Below are 18191 nucleotides of genomic sequence, written 5' to 3'. Positions count from 1 at the left end.
CTTATTCAATGCCACCTAGTAAAAAATGTTCTACTCGTTCTACCCGCCGTGGTTTACCTTGTAAAACGAGTATATCGTTTGCTAGCAGGACAATTTGATCTGAAGGGGCATCTATTTCTCGGTCTTGGCGTCGCAATGCTTTTATAGACACCCTGCGCTTTACTAAATTAAGCTCGTGTATGCTTTTATTAACCGCATGTGCTTTATCGGGAAGAGCAACCACATGTAAATATTCTAACTTATCTGAATTCCCCTCATCATTGTTTATATGTTCGCCCGTAAAAAAACGTTGTAGAAACTGATAGCGATTTCTTCGCTCATCGCTAACACGCCTAATAATTCGGCTCATGGGGACACCCGACATAGATAAAACATGCGAGACTATCATTAAACTTGCTTCAAGTGATTCTGGTACTACTTCTGTTACACCAAGCTCACGAAGCTTTTCAAGTTGACTGTCGTCTCGTGTACGTATCAGTATTTTTACCTCGGGTGCGATTTGCTTTATTGCGTCTATCACTATTTGTGTTTGGTCAAATTCAGTAAATGTAATAATCACCAAGCGTGCACGCTCTACACCAGCACACTTTAAAATATCTTTTTGTTTAACGTGGCCAAATATTACAGGCTCACCCGCTGCCTTTCCTTCTTGAACAAGTATGGGGTTACTTTCTACAGCAACATATTCAATTGCCTCTGGTTTTAAAAAACGCGCTATTGTTTGCCCTACCCTCGAAAAACCACAAATGACTACATGGTTTGTGTAAAGCATACTTACTTGTGGCTCGCTATCCCATGCTACGCTTGGGCTATTTAATAATCCCAAACGCCTCAAAATGGTGGGTGTTTTTTCAATTAAAAATGGGGTTAACGCCATTGATAACACGCCAAGCGCAATTAAAAATGAAATGTGTTCGCTTGTTAATAGTTGGTGCTGCCTCCCTAAAGCAATTAACACAAAACCAAACTCTCCCATTTGCCACAGCATAATTCCACACGCTAATGAGTCATGCTTTCGCTCACCCATTAGTTGTGCACTAATAGCAACCACGGCTATTTTTAAAACCAACAACCCTAGTAAGGCAGCAACGATAATAACGCCATTACTTAACACATAAAGTAAATCGAGCTGCATGCCTACGGTTACAAAAAATAGCCCCATTAAAATATCGCGAAATGGTCGTATATCTGCTTCAAGCTGATGCCTGTAATGACTTTCTCCTAGCATCATACCGGCCAGGAATGCACCTAACGCCATTGATAAACCAAACATATAAGTGAGTAGCCCTGCAAATAAAGCAACGAGTAGTGTAGTCAGTACAAATAGCTCATCGGTTCGTACTAAAGCTATTTCGTTAAATACTTTAGGCAGTACCCACTTACCTATAGCCCAAAGTAGCATGCAAACAAAAGCCCCTTTAGTCAGAGAAAATGCCAACGCCCATCCAATTGTTTGTGAATCGCTTGTGGCAAATAAAGGAAGAATAATAAGTAAAGGTACGACCGCAATATCTTGGAACAACAATACACCTATTGCTAATTGCCCTCTGCGCTGATTAAGTTCTCCACTTTCTTTTAGTAATTTAACAACGACTGCCGTTGAAGACAGCGCCATAATAGAGCCAATAGTAAAGCTGGTAAGCAAGCTAAAGTTTAAACAATACAAAATTATAATGAGCACTAAACTGGTTACAATCACCTGCAGTGACCCTAATCCAAATACAATATTGCGCATTGCCATTAATCGGGAAATTGAAAACTCAAGCCCTAAACTAAAAAGCAAAAATACAATGCCTAGCTCTGCAACAAAGTCTATCTCGTGCGTATGTTCCAACCAACCAACGCCATGGCTGCCTGCTAAAACACCTGTTGCCAGGTACGCCAAAATTGGCGGCAAACCGATACGCTTAAAAAACCACACAAAAATTACGGCAGCCACAAGCAAGCCAAAAAACTGAGCATTAATACTTTGCAAATTTGGCCTCTGGCGTCAATTAAACTAAGGGATGTAGTTTAAATATAGCAAGCAATTGTTTTTAAGCTAGTTTTAAAATATGGCACAGAAATCGCTTAATAATGGCAAAGCAACACCCTCGGGGGAGAATTTAATGGAAAATGTCCATATTTTGACGCAACGTGTCTCTGGTCGCGGCGATTTTTTGCCGTTTTCGGCTGAGCACACACCAAATCACGAAACAACGGCAACACATGAGTTAGTCGCTGAGCTACAAACTAGTTTAGTTATTGAAGATGTATTAGCCATATATGCAAAGTTTACAAAAAAGCTTTTAAACTTTACGGGGTTGCAGTTTCAATCAACGCTTGGTACCGCACAAACGTCTGAAAGTGATACAAACAGTACACCCTATATTTTTGATTTAGCAATTGGAAGAGAGCATTTAGGGCAACTTATTTACTTTAGTAAATACCCTTTAGGCAAAGCAATTGAAAGCAAGCTACGGGCGCTTCACTCAGCGTTGGTTTACCCGCTACGTAATGCGATGATGTATAGCCGCGTTCTTAAATTGGCAACAAAAGACTCTCTAACGGGTTTAAATAACCGTAGTCAATTTAATGACATTTTATCTCAAAAACTAGAAAACTGTCGTCGTTATCAACGCCCTTTCAGCTTAATGTTATTAGACCTTGATAACTTTAAGCAGGTCAATGATCAGTTTGGTCATAAAATTGGTGACGATACACTTAAAGAATTTGCCACAGTATTAAATTCAAGTATACGTGCGACAGATACTGTATTTAGATTTGGTGGTGATGAATTTGCAATACTAATTGAAGACCCTGAGTTTACAACTAACAAAGTGATTTCTGAACGCATTATGCAATTTGTAAAACACTCAAGTTTAATGTCTAAATACAGCGTAACGGTAAGTATTGGTTACACATTAGCGACAAGTAAAGACTGCGATATAGAATTATTCTCACGAGCAGATAAAGGATTGTACAAAGCTAAAGCGTCTGGTAGAAATTGCGCTAAAGCATATTAACTTAACGATTTAATTAATAAAGGCCTCGCTTCCCCCGCGGGGCCTTTTTTATGCAAACCGCGACCCTATTGCTTAATAGGCTTTGCGGGTAAAAACTTATAAATAGTAAGCGCTACACAAAAACCAAAAAAGTAACCACTCACTAAATTAATTAAGGCAGTGGCGGTGCCAAGAGGCGTAAATAACACTAAAACTAATGGTAAACTCACCCCTAGTATAAAAAATATGCCGCCTTTACCTAACCAGTAAGCCATTAAAATAACCGCTGATACAGCACCACCCGAAATAGCATAGGCTAAAGTAACAATGTTCAAATCGAGTAATACATTAGCAACTAACGCTATTAGGGCTGTAAATAGCATGCCTAATGGGGCTTTATTAACCAGCGATAACCCAACATGTGGCTGTTTACTCATTTATTTACACTCCCAATAAATACCATTTTCATCATAATGTTTTTCACTTATAAAATAGCCAACCACTTGGACTAATTCGTCGTTGTAGAAAATAAGGGGCACATGACTTCGAAGCCAAGGCGCTATTTTTGCATCTTTAAACCAGTGCTTAACGGTGTTGCTTCCTGGCTTTTTTAGTGGTGTTATACGAGCGCTATTGCAATTAAACCTTACTGAAACCTGCTCATTAGCATACGGCGCTCTTATTCCTGCACCGCTTTGCTTTGTTAATATGCGGCCATCATTGAGGGTGAGTTCATGAGTGATTAACTTATCATCATTCACAATGTTATTTTGAATTACAAAATACAAACTCCCTTGATGGCGTCTAACTTGTCCATCAACTAAGTCAATTTGAATTTGTGCGTCGGCCTGAGCATTTATTGCCTGGTTGATAATTTGTGACAACTGCTTTTGAGATGGCATTATTTCAGTAAACAAACCCAGCCACGCTCTTACCACATTCGCTAAACGCGACTCACTGTATGACTTTATGTTGTTAATACATAACGCTTGTTGCGTACTTAAACTTTGATTTAAATCAGTAAAAATATATTCATCAAGTAGAGCTTGTTGTTGCTGAAGTAACTCAATACTGCGAGCTGCACACTGCTCAAAGCCATCAAACCGCTCTGCAAGTAAGGGTACAACACTGGCGCGCAAAAAGTTACGATCGAAGCGCTCATCAGTATTGGAGTCATCTGTAATATGATCAATACCATATTGTGCAGCAAAGCTCTCAATTTCACTTCGTTTCACATCTAAAAGTGGTCTAAAACACACTCTGCCACTTTTTAATACGCGCTTTTGATGCATAGCGCCGAGACCTTTTAAACCAGAACCTCGTTTTAAACGCAGTAAAAAAGTTTCTATTTGGTCGTTTAAGTGTTGCCCTAGCAATATAATACTGTTTTTTGGGCATACCTCGTCGAGCGCTTTATAGCGAGCATCACGTGCTTGAGCTTCTAAGCTTGTTCGTGATTGAACCTCTATGTTGACACTCACCGCCTGAAATGACACGCCAAGGTCTATACATAAGCGTTTACAAAACTGTTGCCAATCATGAGCATGTTTACTCAACCCATGATTAACATACACAGCACTGAGCGTAATCGTATCAACTTCACTTTTTAGCTTACTCATTAAATGCAGCAACACAACCGAATCTACCCCACCTGAAAGCGCAACAGTAAATGCACTATTAGGTTGTTTAATATAGCTACTTAATGACTTTTTTAATTGCTGGTAAATGGCTGATGACTGCATACAACACGCTATAAAATTATAATTTAATGTATTTTAAAACAAAAAAGCCGCATAGGCGGCTTTTTTTAACATTTAATATCAGTAACTACTGTTAGCAGTAACCAAACGACATTAAACGCTTGTAACGTTGATCAAGCATGTCTTCAAGCGAAAGCGCTTGTAAGTCTGCTAAATCACGCTTTAAACGCGTTTTTAAGTTACGCGCCATTGCATCGTAATTGCGGTGCGCGCCACCTAAAGGCTCATCAACTAAGTTATTGATTAAGTCTAACTCTTTAACGCGCTCAGCCGTTACACCCATGGCTTCTGCTGCAAGTGGCGCTTTATCTGCGCTTTTCCATAAAATTGATGCACACCCTTCTGGCGAAATTACCGAGTACGTGCTGTATTGCAACATGTTAACTCTGTCGCCAACACCAATGGCTAATGCACCACCTGAACCACCTTCACCAATAACCGTACAAATAGTGGGCACTTTAAGTGCAGCCATTACTTTAAGGTTACGAGCGATTGCTTCAGACTGACCACGCTCTTCAGCGCCCACACCTGGGTAGGCACCTGGTGTGTCGATAAAGGTCATAATTGGCATTTTGAAGCGCTCAGCCATTTCCATTAAGCGTAGTGCTTTACGGTAACCTTCTGGCTTTGGCATACCAAAATTGCGTTTAATTTTTTCAGCTGTGTCACGCCCTTTTTGTTGGCCAATAACCATCACTGGTTCGCCATCTAAACGTGCAACACCGCCTAAAATAGCCGGATCATTAGCAAATGTACGATCGCCTGCAAACTCGTCAAATTCCGTAAAAATGCGCTCGATATAGTCTCGAGTGTAAGGACGCAACGGATGACGTGCTAACTGTGATACTTGCCAAGCGCCTAAATTTGAGAATATTTCCTCTTTTTGTTTAGCACTTTTTTCTTTTAATTTGCTGACTTCCTCTTCTAACTCAAGGTCTAACTCGCCAGCGCGGCTTATGCTTTGTAATTCTTCAATTTTTGCTTCTAATTCTGCAATTGGAAGCTCAAAATCAAGATAATTGAGGCTCATGCTCTAAACTACCTAATCAGTTAAATTCTAGTTCTACATTTTGTGCCGCCATAAGTGATAACTTATGAATTAAGTCGTCGCTCGGCGTGACACACCATTCGATCCCTAGGGTTAATTGCGCCAACGCATCGGGGCGTTGGTAATAAACCTTGATCGGACACGTTCCCATTTTATAAGGTTCGAGTACTTTTTGTAATTTATCGAAGAAACCTGCCTCGATTTGCACCATGTTCAGCGTCATTTTAATCGCTTTAATGCGTTTTTCACGCGCTTGAGCAATGGTGTTTATTTCTCTGGCGGTCATTGTAATGCCACCAGAGAAGTTATCAAAGCTGACCTGTCCAGATATTACCAAGATATTATTAACTTGCAGCATTTCTTGGTACATTTCAAACTGTTCTGGGAACAAGCGTACATCAATACGGGCGCTCTTGTCATCTAAAGTTATTAAGCCCCAGCGGTTCCCTTTTTTATTAATTAATGTGCGAGCAGAAATAACCAAACCAGCAGCGGTTGAGAGTACATCACGATTAGTTGGTTGTAAATCCACCAGCTTTCCGCTGGTGTAATACCTAAGTTCTTTTCGGTACTGATTTATCGGATGCCCTGTTAAATAAAGGCCTAGCGTGTCTTTTTCACCCTCTAACCATTCATTGTCGGTCAGCCCCGTCGCCTTAATAAAGGCTTGCTCAACTTCATCAGGCTCGGTGGCTAATAAACCAAATAAATCACTTTGCCCTAGTTGCTCTGCCTTGTTGTGCTGATCGGCTGCGCGCATGGCATCTTTTAAACTTGCCAGTAACGTTGCACGCCCTGCTTGGGTTTTCTCTGGCCCTAATTGATCAAGCGCACCGGCATAAATTAATTTTTCGGTAACCCGTTTATTTAAGCGTTTTGAGTCAACGCGAGCACAAAAATCAAATAAATCTTTAAACGGGCCGCCTTTTGCGCGCGCTTCTAAAATAGCGTCTACCGGCGCTTCACCTACGCCTTTAATAGCGCCAATACCGTAAACAATTTCACCTTGCAGATTTACCGTAAACTTAAACTCTCCCGCGTTTACATCGGGCGGTAATAAGGTGAGTTTCATGTTTTCACATTCATCCACCAAAATAACTATTTTATCGGTGTTATCCATATCAGCCGACATTACTGCAGCCATAAATTCTGCCGGATGGTGCGTTTTCATCCATAACGTTTGGTACGAAACCAATGCATAAGCCGCTGAGTGAGATTTATTAAAACCATAACCTGCGAACTTTTCTACCAAGTCGAAGATTTTAATGGCTAGTTCGCCGTCAATACCATTATTACGCGCGCCATCTTCAAACGTTGAACGTTGCTTTGCCATTTCTTCGGGTTTTTTCTTACCCATTGCACGGCGTAACATATCAGCGCCACCCAACGTATAACCTGCGAGCACCTGCGCTATTTGCATTACTTGTTCTTGATACAAAATAATGCCGTATGTCGGATCAAGTATTGGTTTTAAGCTTTCGTGTTGGTATTGCGCATCTGGGTATGAGATTTCTTCTCGGCCGAGTTTTCGGTCAATAAAGTTATCTACCATGCCTGATTGCAGTGGCCCTGGGCGGAACAAGGCCACGAGTGCAATCATATCCTCAAAACAATCGGGCTTAAGGCGGCGTACTAGGTCTTTCATACCACGCGATTCTAGCTGAAACACTGCCGTTGTTTCGGCGCGTAGTAATAGCTCTATGCTTTTTTTATCATCCAGTGGAATGGTGTTGATATCAACAGGCTCTTTGCCTTCGCGCTGCATGCGCACGTTGGTCATATCCACAGCCCACTGCAAAATGGTCAAGGTACGTAAGCCCAAGAAATCGAACTTAACAAGGCCTGCGGTTTCTACGTCGTTTTTATCAAACTGGGTAACCGGAAACTTACCTTCATCGTCACAATAAAGTGCAGCAAAATCGGTAATGGTCGTCGGCGATATTACAACACCACCGGCATGCTTACCGGCATTACGCGTACACCCTTCTAGGATGCGACACATGTCTATTAAGTCTTTTACCTCAGAGTCGCCGTCGTAGGCTTCTTGTAAGCGCGGCTCTACTTCAAAAGCTTTGGCAAGGGTCATCCCTGGATCGCCTGGGATCAACTTCGAAATGCGATCAACAAACCCATAAGGATGACCAAGTACACGGCCTACATCGCGTATTACCGCTTTTGCCGCCATAGTACCAAAGGTGATAATTTGTGATACCGCGTCCCGCCCATACAATGCCGATACATGATCAATTACTTCATCGCGCCTATCCATACAAAAATCGACGTCGAAATCGGGCATAGATACACGTTCAGGGTTTAGAAATCGCTCAAAGAGTAAGTCAAATTCAAGCGGATCAAGGTCGGTAATTTTAAGTGCATATGCTACTAATGAACCCGCACCCGAACCACGCCCTGGACCTACCGGAATATTGTTATCTTTACTCCACTGAATGAACTCCATTACGATTAAGAAGTAACCCGGAAAACCCATTTGGTTAATTACACCAAGTTCCACAGCTAAACGTTCGTCGTATTCAACGCGTTTTACTTTACGCTCTTCTTCATCTGGGAATAAAAACTGTAGACGTTCTTCAAGGCCGTCTTCTGAAACTTTCACCAAAAACTCATCAATATTAAGGGAGCCTGTTGGGTAATCTGGCAAAAAGTATTCGCCTAACTTTACAGTCACATTACAGCGTTTGGCTATTTCTACAGTATTTTGCAGTGCTTCGGGTATATCGCTAAATAGCTCAGCCATTTGCTCAGGCGTTTTTAGGTACTGCTCTTCTGAGAAACGTTTTGGACGGCGCTTATCATCAAGGGTGTAACCATCAAAAATAGCAACTCGAATCTCATGCGCTTCAAAATTTTCGGGCTTTAAAAATACCACTTCGTTGGTTGCTACAACGGGTAACTGCTCTTTAGCGGCAAGCTCTACCGCCATGTGTAAGTAGTCTTCCTCAAGTGGACGATTTGTGCGGACCAATTCTAAATAGTAATGATCGCTAAAGTGCTGCTTGTAGAAGCTAATAACGGATTCAATAACACCAGGGTTATTTTTTAAAAGCGCCTTACCTAAATCACCATCTTTCGCGCCAGATAGGATAATTAACCCTTCTTTGTGGTTAGCTAACCATTCTCTGTCGATGACTGGGCGATGAAAAACATGACCCCGCTGATACGCTTCAGAAATTAATAGCGTTATATTTTTATAACCTACATTGTCTTTAGCTAAAATTGTAATGCGGCATGGTTCATCGGGGAATTCAGGGCTACGCAGCCAAAAATCAGCGCCAACAATCGGCTTTATACCCGCATTGTGCGTGGCGCCATAAAAGCGCACTAAACCACAAAAGTTCATTTGATCGGTAATAGCAAGCGCAGGCATTTCAAGCTCTTGCGCTTTAGCGACTATTGGCTTGGTTTTGGCTAAGCCATCAACCATCGAAAAGTCTGAGTGAACCCTTAAATGTACAAACTCTGGTGCAGCCATGGTTTATGCCTCACCCTTAGCTTGCATTAGCACACGTTGTACAGGCTTAAAGCTTTTACGGTGTTCGTCAATTGCGCCGTATTGCTCAAGCGCTGCAAAGTGCGCTTTAGTTGGGTAACCTTTATGCCCTGCAAACCCATATTGTGGGTAGCGTGCATCGAGTTCAACCATTTCATCATCACGCGCTACTTTAGCTAAAATAGACGCTGCTGATATTTCAGCCACTAGGCTATCGCCCTTAACAACCGCTTGTGCCGGCATTGTTAATTTCGGTAAACGATTACCATCTATAAATACAAATTCAGGCTGTGTGCTTAACCCTTCAACTGCGCGGCTCATAGCAAGCATGGTAGCGTGTAAAATATTTAACTCGTCAATTTCTGATGGGCTGCAACGCCCATAGGCATAGCACAGTGCTTTTTCTTTTATTTCTGAAGCCAATGCTTGGCGCTTTTTATCTGTTAACTTTTTAGAGTCGGCTAAACCTGCAATAGGTTTAGTTGGGTCGAGTATTACCGCAGCGGTAACAACATCACCTACAAGCGGGCCGCGCCCTACTTCATCTACACCGGCAATTAAGGTTACATTAGGTCGTTCAATTTGCATGTATTAACTCCGCGACAGCTTGCGCTGCTTGTTTGCTGGCGTTTAATCTAATTTTTTCATGAATTGCTAAAAACCGTGCTTTTAATTGTTTGTTATCTGTCTCTAGCATAGGTGTAAGTGCGCCTGTTAAATTGGCTACGTTACATTCGCTTTGTAAAAATTCAGGTACTAACTCTTCATCGGCCAATAAGTTAGGCAGTGAAAAATACTTAATATTAAAGGTGAATAAAGTTTTAAAAATCCAATAACTCATTGGCTTTATTTTATAACCCACTACCATGGGCTTTTTATAGAGCATGCCTTCTAGCGTGGCGGTGCCTGATGCAAGTAATATGGCATCTGCCGCTTGCATCGCTAATTTTGATTGCCCATCTAACAAACTAATATTAAGGCTAGGTGCTGTGGCATTTAAAATATCAGTAAACTGCGCTTTGCGCTTTTCGTTTACCAGCGGCACTACAATTTTAAGGTTGGGGTTTTGCGCTTGTAACTGCGCAGCTGTCTTTATATAGGTTTCGCTTAGTAAGCCTACTTCAGAGCCTCGGCTACCTGGTAGTAACGCAAGTACTTTGTCATCAAGACTTAAACCTAATTCTGCACGTGCTTGGCTGTCGTTGTGCTCAAGCGCTATATCGTCAGCTAATGTGTGCCCTACAAACGTACACGGTACTTGGTGCTTATCGTAAAATTCTTTTTCAAACGGTAATAATGCAAGCACTAAGTTAGTAGCAGCGCTTATTGTATGTATGCGTTTTTCGCGCCATGCCCAAACAGACGGACTCACGTATTGAACGGTCTTAATACCTGCCTCTTTTAACGGTTTCTCAACGCGTAGGTTAAAATCAGGGGCGTCTATTCCAATAAATACATCGGGTGGATTATCTACAAAATGTTGAACCAATTGCTTACGTATTTTAAGTAATCGAGGCAAGCGCCCTAGCACTTCAACCAACCCCATTACCGATAGCTCATCCATATCGTAAAGCGTTTTACAGCCTTGCGCCTGCATTTTTGGCCCTGCAATCCCTTCAAAGGTAGCGTCTGGAAAATGTATTTTTAATGCTTTTATCAGGCCTTCGCCTAAAATATCGCCCGACAGCTCACCTGCCACTATACCTATTCGTAGTTGTTTTTTTTCTTTAGTCATTTGCTTTTTGGTTCATATTTAAATCGGGCGTCATAAGTTTAGTTTACCGCGTTTTGGTATGTGATTAAACGCTTTAAACAACTCGTTTTTTATCTATAAATATAATCTCTATTGTTGTTTATTTTTAATACTGATGTAGCATACAAATAATATATTAAGTTTTACTAATATATGTTGACAAGTATTGAACAAGTGTGAATAATATTACAAACTTTCAGTAATTACTGAAAGTTCATTTAATAATTAACTCTGCCAATACCTCATTGTCCAGTTAATCCGTCACATTCAAGGAGCATAAAATGATAGATGAAACCTTTGTGGATCTATCGCGACTGCAGTTTGTCATTACTGCACTCTTTCACTTCATATTTGTACCGTTAACAATAGGTATGACTTGGATCTTAGTTATTATGGAATCAGTTTACGTTATGACTGGTCGCGAAATTTATCGTGATATGACTAAGTTTTGGGGTAAGTTATTTGGCATTAACTTTGCCATTGGTGTTGCCACAGGCCTCACGATGGAATTTGAATTTGGCACTAACTGGTCGTATTACTCCCATTATGTGGGCGATGTATTTGGTGCTCCTCTGGCTATTGAAGGGTTAATGGCATTCTTTTTAGAATCAACCTTTGTGGGAATGTTCTTCTTAGGGTGGGATAGGCTGTCTAAACGTCAACATTTAGGTGCTACCTTTTTAATGGCGCTGGGCACAAACTTATCGGCTTTATGGATATTAATTGCGAATGGTTGGATGCAAAATCCAGTAGGGGCTGAGTTTAACTACCAGACAATGCGTATGGAAATGACCAGTTTTGCAGAACTGGTATTTAACCCCGTAGCGCAGGTTAAGTTTATTCATACCGTGTCGGCGGGCTATGTTGCCGCATCTATGTTTGTTTTGGGCATAAGCAGCTGGTACATACTCAAAGGCCGCGATTTAGCGTTTGCTAAACGGTCATTTTCGGTGGCATCGGGGTTTGGCTTAGCCTCAATTTTATGTGTTATTTTACTCGGTGATGAATCAGGCTACGAAGTCGGTGAAATTCAAAAAGTAAAATTAGCGACAATTGAAGCTGAGTGGCATACAGAAGAAGCGCCCGCTGCATTCACTGCGTTTGGTTTTCCCGACTCAGAAGAGCAAGTAACGCATGCAGCCGTAAAAATACCCTATGCATTGGGCATTATTGCTACGCGTTCACTTGACGAAAAAGTAATGGGCATCTCTGATTTAGAGAAAAAACATGAAGTACGTATTCGTAACGGTATGATTGCTTATGGCTATCTCACTAAACTCAGAAATGGCGAAGATACGCCTGAAAACATTGCTAAATTTGACGCAGTAAAAGACGATTTAGGCTATGGCTTATTGCTTAAGCGATATACATCAGATGTTGTTGATGCAACAGATGAGCAAATTCAAAAAGCAGTGAAAGATTCGTTTCCAAAAGTAGGCCCTATGTTTTGGTCGTTTAGGATCATGGTTGCCTGTGGCGTGGCTATGCTTGCCGTGTTTGTATTAGCATTCTATTACAACGCACACCGTATAATCGAACAAAAACGCTGGCTGCTTTGGGCCACTGTATTAAGTATTCCATTGCCATGGATTGCGATTGAATTTGGCTGGATTGTTGCAGAATATGGCCGCCAACCTTGGGCTATTTCTGAAATACTACCGACTTTTTTAGCAACGTCATCACTGACGGTCAACGATATTTTAATTAGCTTAACAGGTTTCATTATTTTCTATACAGGCCTTGCCATTGTTGAAGGCTGGTTAATGATTCACTTTATTAAAAAAGGCCCTAGCTCATTACACACTGGTAAATATCATTTTGAGCTGCCAAACAACACACAAGCAAAAGGAGAATAATCATGATTTTTGATTATGAAACATTAAAAATGTTGTGGTGGTTGATCATTGGGGTGCTTTTAATCGGCTTTGCAATTACCGACGGTATGGATATGGGGGTTGCTATGCTCCTTCGTCTAGTAGGTAAAACAGATTTAGAACGACGTACTGTCATTAACACAATTGGTGCGCACTGGGATGGTAACCAAGTATGGTTTATTACCGCCGGTGGCGCGTTATTTGCCGCTTGGCCTATGGTGTATGCCGCCGCTTTTTCGGGCTTTTACTTTGCAATGATGCTCGTACTATTTGCCCTCTTTTTTAGACCGCTTGGGTTTGATTATCGCTCTAAAATTGACTCTAAACGCTGGCGTAATAACTGGGATTGGGGCCTGTTTGCAGGTAGTGCTATTCCAGCACTCGTGTTTGGTGTGGCATTTGGTAATTTATTTTTAGGTGTCCCATTTAATATCGATAACCTGTTACGTGTGAGTTACCAAGGTTCATTTTTTGGCTTGTTAAACCCATTCGCACTGCTTGCAGGTTTAATTAGTGTAGCTATGTTAATTGCCCATGCTGGTATGTGGTTACAACTTAGAACGGCAGATGCAGTTGCACAGCGTTCTGGCCAATATGGGCGTTATGCATTAATTGCATTTATTATTTTATTTGCAGCTGCGGGGGCATGGGTTGCTAATTTGAATGGCTACCAAATTGTATCTATGGGCGATACTCAAGGCCATGCTGATCCGCTAGCTAAAGTGGTTACAACAGCAAAAGGGGCTTGGCTAAATAATTATGCAGAACGCTCATGGACAATGACCTTTCCTATTTTGGCGTTTGCAATGGCGCTGAGCGCGCTAATTTTTTCTAAGCTCAATAAACCAGCGTTAGGGCTTATTTCAACAGCGCTTATGCTAGTGGGTGTCATTATGACTGCGGGCGTTTCATTATTCCCGTTTATTATGCCATCAATTAACAACCCTAATATTAGCTTAACAATTTGGGACGCCGTTTCAAGCCATAAAACACTTAACATTATGCTTGTAGCCGTGGCCATTTTTGTACCATTAATTTTAACCTACACCACATGGTGTTACGTAAAAATGTGGCGCAGAGTAACCGTAGAAGAAATTGAAACTAACACTCATGGCAGCTACTAAGGAGACTGAACTATGTGGTATTTTGCTTGGATTTTAGGTGTACTTTTAGCCTGTACCTTAGGGGTAATAAATGTAATGTGGTATGAATTTCATCAAAATAAAAACAGCATTGCTGATGATGAACAACCGATGCATGATTTATTGAACGAGGCTAACTCGACCAACAATGACGACTAAACCCCGACCAAATCGCGCGCAGCAGCAAACACTGCGCGCTTTTTTAAAAACACAAAGTAAACCCGCCTCATTATGGTTAAAGCTCAGTATTGCGCTAGGTACTTTTAACGCTATTTTAATGATTACAGGTGCTTATTTACTTGCTCAAACTATTCATAATGTAATGTTTGAAGGTAGTAGCTTAAGTGAAATCTCTCACTTGCTGTGGCCATTAGCAGGTATTATTTTGCTTCGCGCTATATTTTTAGCGCTAAGTGAAAGGCTAAGTGCTTTTGCTGCCCTTAAAATAAAATCGGCTATGCGCCAAACACTGTTAACTAAATTAAGCTTGCTAGGCCCAAGTTACATTGAGCAACACGGCCAAGGTGCAACCTTAAATACATTGCACAATGGCGTAGAAGAACTTCACGACTATTATGCAAAGTATCTACCTGGTGTTGCTTACAGTGCCCTTATCCCACTGGCAATATTGGTTGTTATTTTTCCAACCGATTATAAAGCGGGATTAATATTTTTATTAACGGCCCCACTTATTCCCTTTTTTATGATTTTAGTCGGCTCTAAAGCTGAAGCTCTAAATCAAAAACGTTGGCAACAACTCGCAGTGCTTGGTAATTACTTTTTTGACAGAGTACAGGGATTAACACAATTAAAACTGTTTAATGCAACGCAAACCGAATTAAAACAAATCGCTAAAATTTCTGATGACTTTAGACATACAACACTAGGCGTATTAAAAATTGCGTTTTTATCGTCTTTTGCTTTGGAGTTTTTAGCTACCATTAGTGTGGCCTTGGTGGCTGTTATTATTGGCTTTAGACTGTTTTTCGGCACCCTCGACTTTTCTACAGGCTTTGTAGTACTGCTTTTAGCCCCCGAATTTTATCTACCTTTACGCCAATTGGGGAGCCATTACCATGCACGCTTGCAAGGTATTAGTGCTGCTGCAGACATGGTGACTATTTTAAATGCGCCTCTACCAAATAATGAGGCTGATTCTGTTTCAAATACAATCACGCACTCTAGTTTAGATAAACTTAATTCTATAGATATTAAAAAGCTTAGTTATACGTACCCAAATAGTAATGAAGGAATACACAATATAACCCTAACATTACCAAAAAAAGGGTTAGTTGCAGTTGTGGGTAACAGTGGTTCAGGGAAAAGCACTCTATTTGACTGCCTATTAGGCTTTCATGCCCAAGTAATGCCCTGCATTTATATTAACGGATTGCCATTAACAGCAAACAATATTACCCAACTTCAGAGTCAGGTTACGTGGATACCTCAAAATCCGACCTTATTTTACGATAGCATTGGTGCGAACATTTTATTAGCTAAACCTGATGCGACACAGCCCGAACTTGAGCAAGCGGCACATCAAGCAGGTGCGCTTGAATTTATAAACTCACTTCCACGTGGGTTCGATACGTTAATAGGTGAGCAAGGTGAAGGCCTCTCTGGCGGTCAAAAACAACGCATAGCACTAGCCCGTGCGTTTTTAAAAAACGCCCCTATTTTAATGCTTGATGAGCCAACAGCACACCTTGATAGCCAAACAGAGCAACACATTCAACACGCCATTAATATGTACGCTAAGAACAATTTAGTACTGGTAATCGCACACAGATTAAATACTGTAAAACACGCCGACAATATTATTGTAATGGACCAGGGTAAGATCACTGAGCAAGGTAGCTTTGAAAAACTACGCACTCAACATGGCGTGTTTTATGATTTGCTAAATGCCACCAAGCAAGGAGTGGCCCATGAATAACTTTATTAGATTGATAAAGCTCTGCCGCCCTCATTATAAAGCCATGTTGCTCGGTAAACTGTTAGCAACAATTACAGTGCTTGCGAACGTTGGCCTACTGGCTATTTCAGGCTGGTTTTTGGCATCTATGGCAGCTGCAGGTATTGCTGGCGTGCAAATGAACTACTTTACACCCGCTGGCACAATACGTTTTTTAGCTATTGTAAGAACGGCTTCTCGTTATGCTGAGCGTTTAGTTACTCATAATGCGACTTTTTTATTGTTGAGTGAAATTCGCGTAAATATGTTTGCAACACTAAGTAAGCTAAACAATGTTGATTTAGCAATGAGCCGCAGCGCCGATTTACTAAACCGCTTACAAAACGATGTTGATGCCCTAGATAAATTTTACTTAAACATCTTACTCCCTATGCTAGTAGCGCTATTAAGCGTACCAATTATTATGGTGTTTATGGCGGCCTACAATGCAAACGTTGCACTTATTTGTTTTACTGGCATTTTATTAATTGGTGTTGTTTTACCAGCTTTATTAAGTATTAAGTTAAACAAAAATAGCCATAAAGAAACACAGCTAAGCGCTCAACTTAGAGCCGAACTTTCTGACACGCTAACAGGCCTTAGAGAACTGAGTATTTACCAAGCAGGTGACGATCAAATTTCAAAATGTAATAAATTGAATGAGCAGTACAATCAGCAACTTTATAATCGCCATAAAGAACTGGCAAATAGCGATGGCCTAAGCTTACTGGTAGTGCAACTAGCCATGCTAAGCGCTATCGTTACTATTGTGCCGTTGGTATACAGCGGTGCCATGGTAAATGTAGAGCTTGCCATGCTAAGCCTATTTGTATTAGCAAGCTTTGAAAGTGTATTGCTCTTGCCTAATGCATTTATAGAGTTACCTAATGTACTAAAAGCCGCAGAGCGACTATTTACACTTCAAGATAAAGTATCTGCTCAGAGTAACAATCAAGTCGCTTTAATTGATACCCAATATGATAAAAATAATACCTCACTAACCCTTAATAACATTAGCTATAAATACGATGAGCATATTGCATTAACTAACGTTAGCTTTATCCTTAAAGCGCAACAAAAAGTGGCTATTGTAGGTCGTAGTGGAAGTGGTAAAACCACATTGGTTAATTTGCTAACTGGGTTATGGCCACTTCAGCAAGGCAGCATTACGTTGGGTGATCAAAATAACCCCCAAGAGCTGCATTCACTAAGCAATGACACCCGCGCAAACGTTATAAATATATTAGCGCAGCAGCACCATATTTTTGATGGCACACTCAGTGAAAATTTACGCTATGCTGCGCCAAATGCTACAAAAGATGAAATGCTAGAAGCAATTAAACTTGCAGAGTTAAAACCTTGGTTTGATGGTTTAAAAGCGGGTTTAAAAACACGTTTAGGTACTGGCGGGCGTAATGTATCTCAAGGGCAATCAAGGCGTATAGCGATAGCTCAGGCTTTATTACAAAACCCCGCTATTTTAGTACTTGATGAACCTACTGAAGGGCTAGATAACCATTCTAAGCAAACCGTAATGAACGCCATTATGCAGGTAATGAGTAACGTAAGCGTACTTACAATTACCCACGACCCTGCTCTTCTTAGCCAAATAAATAATGTTATATGGTTAGAGGATGGTAAAGTGATTGCACAAGGCTCTCATAAAGAGCTCAGTAGCGCTTATCCAGATTATGTAGCACTAACTACCCGGTTTTAATACACTGATTGATACATCGATAACGCCGACCTTAGGGTCGGCTATTTTTTTAAACATAGCTAATGATAAATCAATCACTCGCCCTCTTACGTATGGCCCTCTGTCGTTTATTCTTACAATTACAAATTTGTTATTTGCCAAGTTAGTTACCTTTACTTTAGTACCAAAGGGTAAATCTAAATGCGCAGCTGTTTCTGCATTTTGGCTAAAAACCTCACCGTTTGCGGTTGTGCGGCCATGATATTTATTAGCGTAATAGGAAGCTTTACCTAACTGGCTGCGCTCGCCATCAGCGGAGGTAGCTACACGCTGACTGCTACACGCAGCTAAAATTGACAAAAAACTGAGGATAAAAATTAACTTAGTAAGAGACATAACTGCGCTTTAATTATAAAAATTCGCGTAAAGGTTAACCTTGCTTAGCTGAGTGTGTACTGAATTGCTATAAGAG

The 18191-nt window shown here is 40.9% G+C and carries 14 protein-coding genes; 6 read left to right on the top strand and 8 right to left on the bottom strand.

What is annotated here, in order from left to right; genetic code table 11:
• Position 1 precedes the first annotated feature (1 nt).
• The gene (locus CWB62_RS13825) at positions 2-1975 is read right to left on the bottom strand and encodes a monovalent cation:proton antiporter family protein (RefSeq protein ID WP_138527977.1); all 1974 of its coding nucleotides are present in this window, start codon (positions 1973-1975) and stop codon (positions 2-4) included.
• A gap of 133 nt (positions 1976-2108) precedes the next feature.
• Between CWB62_RS13825 and CWB62_RS13820 the strand changes: the two genes are divergently transcribed.
• Entirely contained in the window at positions 2109-3005 is an 897-nt protein-coding gene (locus CWB62_RS13820) for a GGDEF domain-containing protein (protein ID WP_058552863.1), read from the top strand.
• A gap of 65 nt (positions 3006-3070) precedes the next feature.
• Here CWB62_RS13820 and CWB62_RS13815 read toward each other — a convergent pair whose 3' ends face one another.
• The 6 genes from CWB62_RS13815 to lpxB all read right to left on the bottom strand — a co-directional run bounded on the left by CWB62_RS13815 (position 3071) and on the right by lpxB (position 11035).
• Positions 3071-3421, bottom strand: coding sequence for a hypothetical protein (locus CWB62_RS13815; protein ID WP_058405695.1), 351 nt, complete (start codon positions 3419-3421; stop codon positions 3071-3073).
• A complete protein-coding gene (gene tilS / locus CWB62_RS13810; protein ID WP_138527975.1) occupies positions 3422-4726 on the bottom strand; it encodes a tRNA lysidine(34) synthetase TilS in 1305 nt (434 codons plus the stop codon).
• 91 nt (positions 4727-4817) lie between these two features.
• Positions 4818-5774 carry an acetyl-CoA carboxylase carboxyl transferase subunit alpha gene (gene accA / locus CWB62_RS13805; RefSeq protein ID WP_006793614.1) on the bottom strand — a complete coding sequence of 319 codons (957 nt, stop codon included), beginning with the start codon at positions 5772-5774 and terminating at the stop codon, positions 4818-4820.
• Between the two features lie 16 nt (positions 5775-5790).
• Positions 5791-9282, bottom strand: a complete 3492-nt coding sequence (gene dnaE / locus CWB62_RS13800) for a DNA polymerase III subunit alpha (RefSeq protein WP_138527973.1) — start codon at positions 9280-9282, stop codon at positions 5791-5793.
• 3 nt (positions 9283-9285) lie between these two features.
• Complete coding sequence (rnhB, locus tag CWB62_RS13795; protein WP_058405698.1) at positions 9286-9888, bottom strand: ribonuclease HII; 603 nt, start codon at positions 9886-9888, stop codon at positions 9286-9288.
• The gene (lpxB, locus tag CWB62_RS13790) at positions 9878-11035 is read right to left on the bottom strand and encodes a lipid-A-disaccharide synthase (RefSeq protein WP_138527971.1); all 1158 of its coding nucleotides are present in this window, start codon (positions 11033-11035) and stop codon (positions 9878-9880) included. Before lpxB ends, rnhB begins: the two co-directional genes overlap by 11 nt.
• A 299-nt stretch (positions 11036-11334) precedes the next feature.
• Between lpxB and CWB62_RS13785 the strand changes: the two genes are divergently transcribed.
• From CWB62_RS13785 to cydC, 5 genes are read left to right on the top strand one after another with little or no spacing between them, the layout of a single operon-like run.
• Positions 11335-12909, top strand: coding sequence for a cytochrome ubiquinol oxidase subunit I (locus tag CWB62_RS13785; RefSeq protein ID WP_138527969.1), 1575 nt, complete (start codon positions 11335-11337; stop codon positions 12907-12909).
• Positions 12910-12911: 2 nt separating this feature from the next.
• Positions 12912-14051: a cytochrome d ubiquinol oxidase subunit II gene (gene cydB, locus CWB62_RS13780; protein ID WP_058405701.1), complete on the top strand. Its 1140-nt coding sequence runs from the start codon at positions 12912-12914 to the stop codon at positions 14049-14051.
• 12 nt (positions 14052-14063) lie between these two features.
• A complete protein-coding gene (gene cydX, locus CWB62_RS13775; protein WP_006793620.1) occupies positions 14064-14228 on the top strand; it encodes a cytochrome bd-I oxidase subunit CydX in 165 nt (54 codons plus the stop codon).
• Complete coding sequence (gene cydD, locus CWB62_RS13770) at positions 14218-16005, top strand: thiol reductant ABC exporter subunit CydD (protein ID WP_138527967.1); 1788 nt, start codon at positions 14218-14220, stop codon at positions 16003-16005. Before cydX ends, cydD begins: the two co-directional genes overlap by 11 nt.
• Positions 15998-17740, top strand: coding sequence for a thiol reductant ABC exporter subunit CydC (cydC, locus tag CWB62_RS13765; protein WP_138527965.1), 1743 nt, complete (start codon positions 15998-16000; stop codon positions 17738-17740). The genes cydD and cydC overlap by 8 nt, the downstream gene beginning before the upstream one ends.
• Here the strand turns inward: cydC and CWB62_RS13760 are convergent.
• A complete protein-coding gene (locus CWB62_RS13760) occupies positions 17723-18115 on the bottom strand; it encodes a septal ring lytic transglycosylase RlpA family protein (RefSeq protein ID WP_138527963.1) in 393 nt (130 codons plus the stop codon). The two genes, cydC and CWB62_RS13760, sit on opposite strands and share 18 nt — an antisense overlap.
• Positions 18116-18191: the final 76 nt, after the last annotated feature.

This window comes from Pseudoalteromonas sp. S408, from assembly GCF_005886645.1.
In the GTDB taxonomy this organism is placed as follows: domain Bacteria; phylum Pseudomonadota; class Gammaproteobacteria; order Enterobacterales; family Alteromonadaceae; genus Pseudoalteromonas.
This window is presented reverse-complemented; position numbering and strand designations above follow the sequence as displayed.

What these genes read in the sequence shown, in the direction of transcription:
- CWB62_RS13820 (WP_058552863.1), top strand. Translation starts at nt 2,109, where the DNA reads ATGGAAAATGTCCATATTTTGACGCAACGTGTCTCTGGTCGCGGCGAT.
- CWB62_RS13815 (WP_058405695.1), bottom strand. Translation starts at nt 3,421, where the DNA reads ATGAGTAAACAGCCACATGTTGGGTTATCGCTGGTTAATAAAGCCCCA.
- tilS (WP_138527975.1), bottom strand. Translation starts at nt 4,726, where the DNA reads ATGCAGTCATCAGCCATTTACCAGCAATTAAAAAAGTCATTAAGTAGC.
- accA (WP_006793614.1), bottom strand. Translation starts at nt 5,774, where the DNA reads ATGAGCCTCAATTATCTTGATTTTGAGCTTCCAATTGCAGAATTAGAA.
- dnaE (WP_138527973.1), bottom strand. Translation starts at nt 9,282, where the DNA reads ATGGCTGCACCAGAGTTTGTACATTTAAGGGTTCACTCAGACTTTTCG.
- rnhB (WP_058405698.1), bottom strand. Translation starts at nt 9,888, where the DNA reads ATGCAAATTGAACGACCTAATGTAACCTTAATTGCCGGTGTAGATGAA.
- lpxB (WP_138527971.1), bottom strand. Translation starts at nt 11,035, where the DNA reads ATGACTAAAGAAAAAAAACAACTACGAATAGGTATAGTGGCAGGTGAG.
- CWB62_RS13785 (WP_138527969.1), top strand. Translation starts at nt 11,335, where the DNA reads ATGATAGATGAAACCTTTGTGGATCTATCGCGACTGCAGTTTGTCATT.
- cydB (WP_058405701.1), top strand. Translation starts at nt 12,912, where the DNA reads ATGATTTTTGATTATGAAACATTAAAAATGTTGTGGTGGTTGATCATT.
- cydX (WP_006793620.1), top strand. Translation starts at nt 14,064, where the DNA reads ATGTGGTATTTTGCTTGGATTTTAGGTGTACTTTTAGCCTGTACCTTA.
- cydD (WP_138527967.1), top strand. Translation starts at nt 14,218, where the DNA reads ATGACGACTAAACCCCGACCAAATCGCGCGCAGCAGCAAACACTGCGC.
- cydC (WP_138527965.1), top strand. Translation starts at nt 15,998, where the DNA reads ATGAATAACTTTATTAGATTGATAAAGCTCTGCCGCCCTCATTATAAA.
- CWB62_RS13760 (WP_138527963.1), bottom strand. Translation starts at nt 18,115, where the DNA reads ATGTCTCTTACTAAGTTAATTTTTATCCTCAGTTTTTTGTCAATTTTA.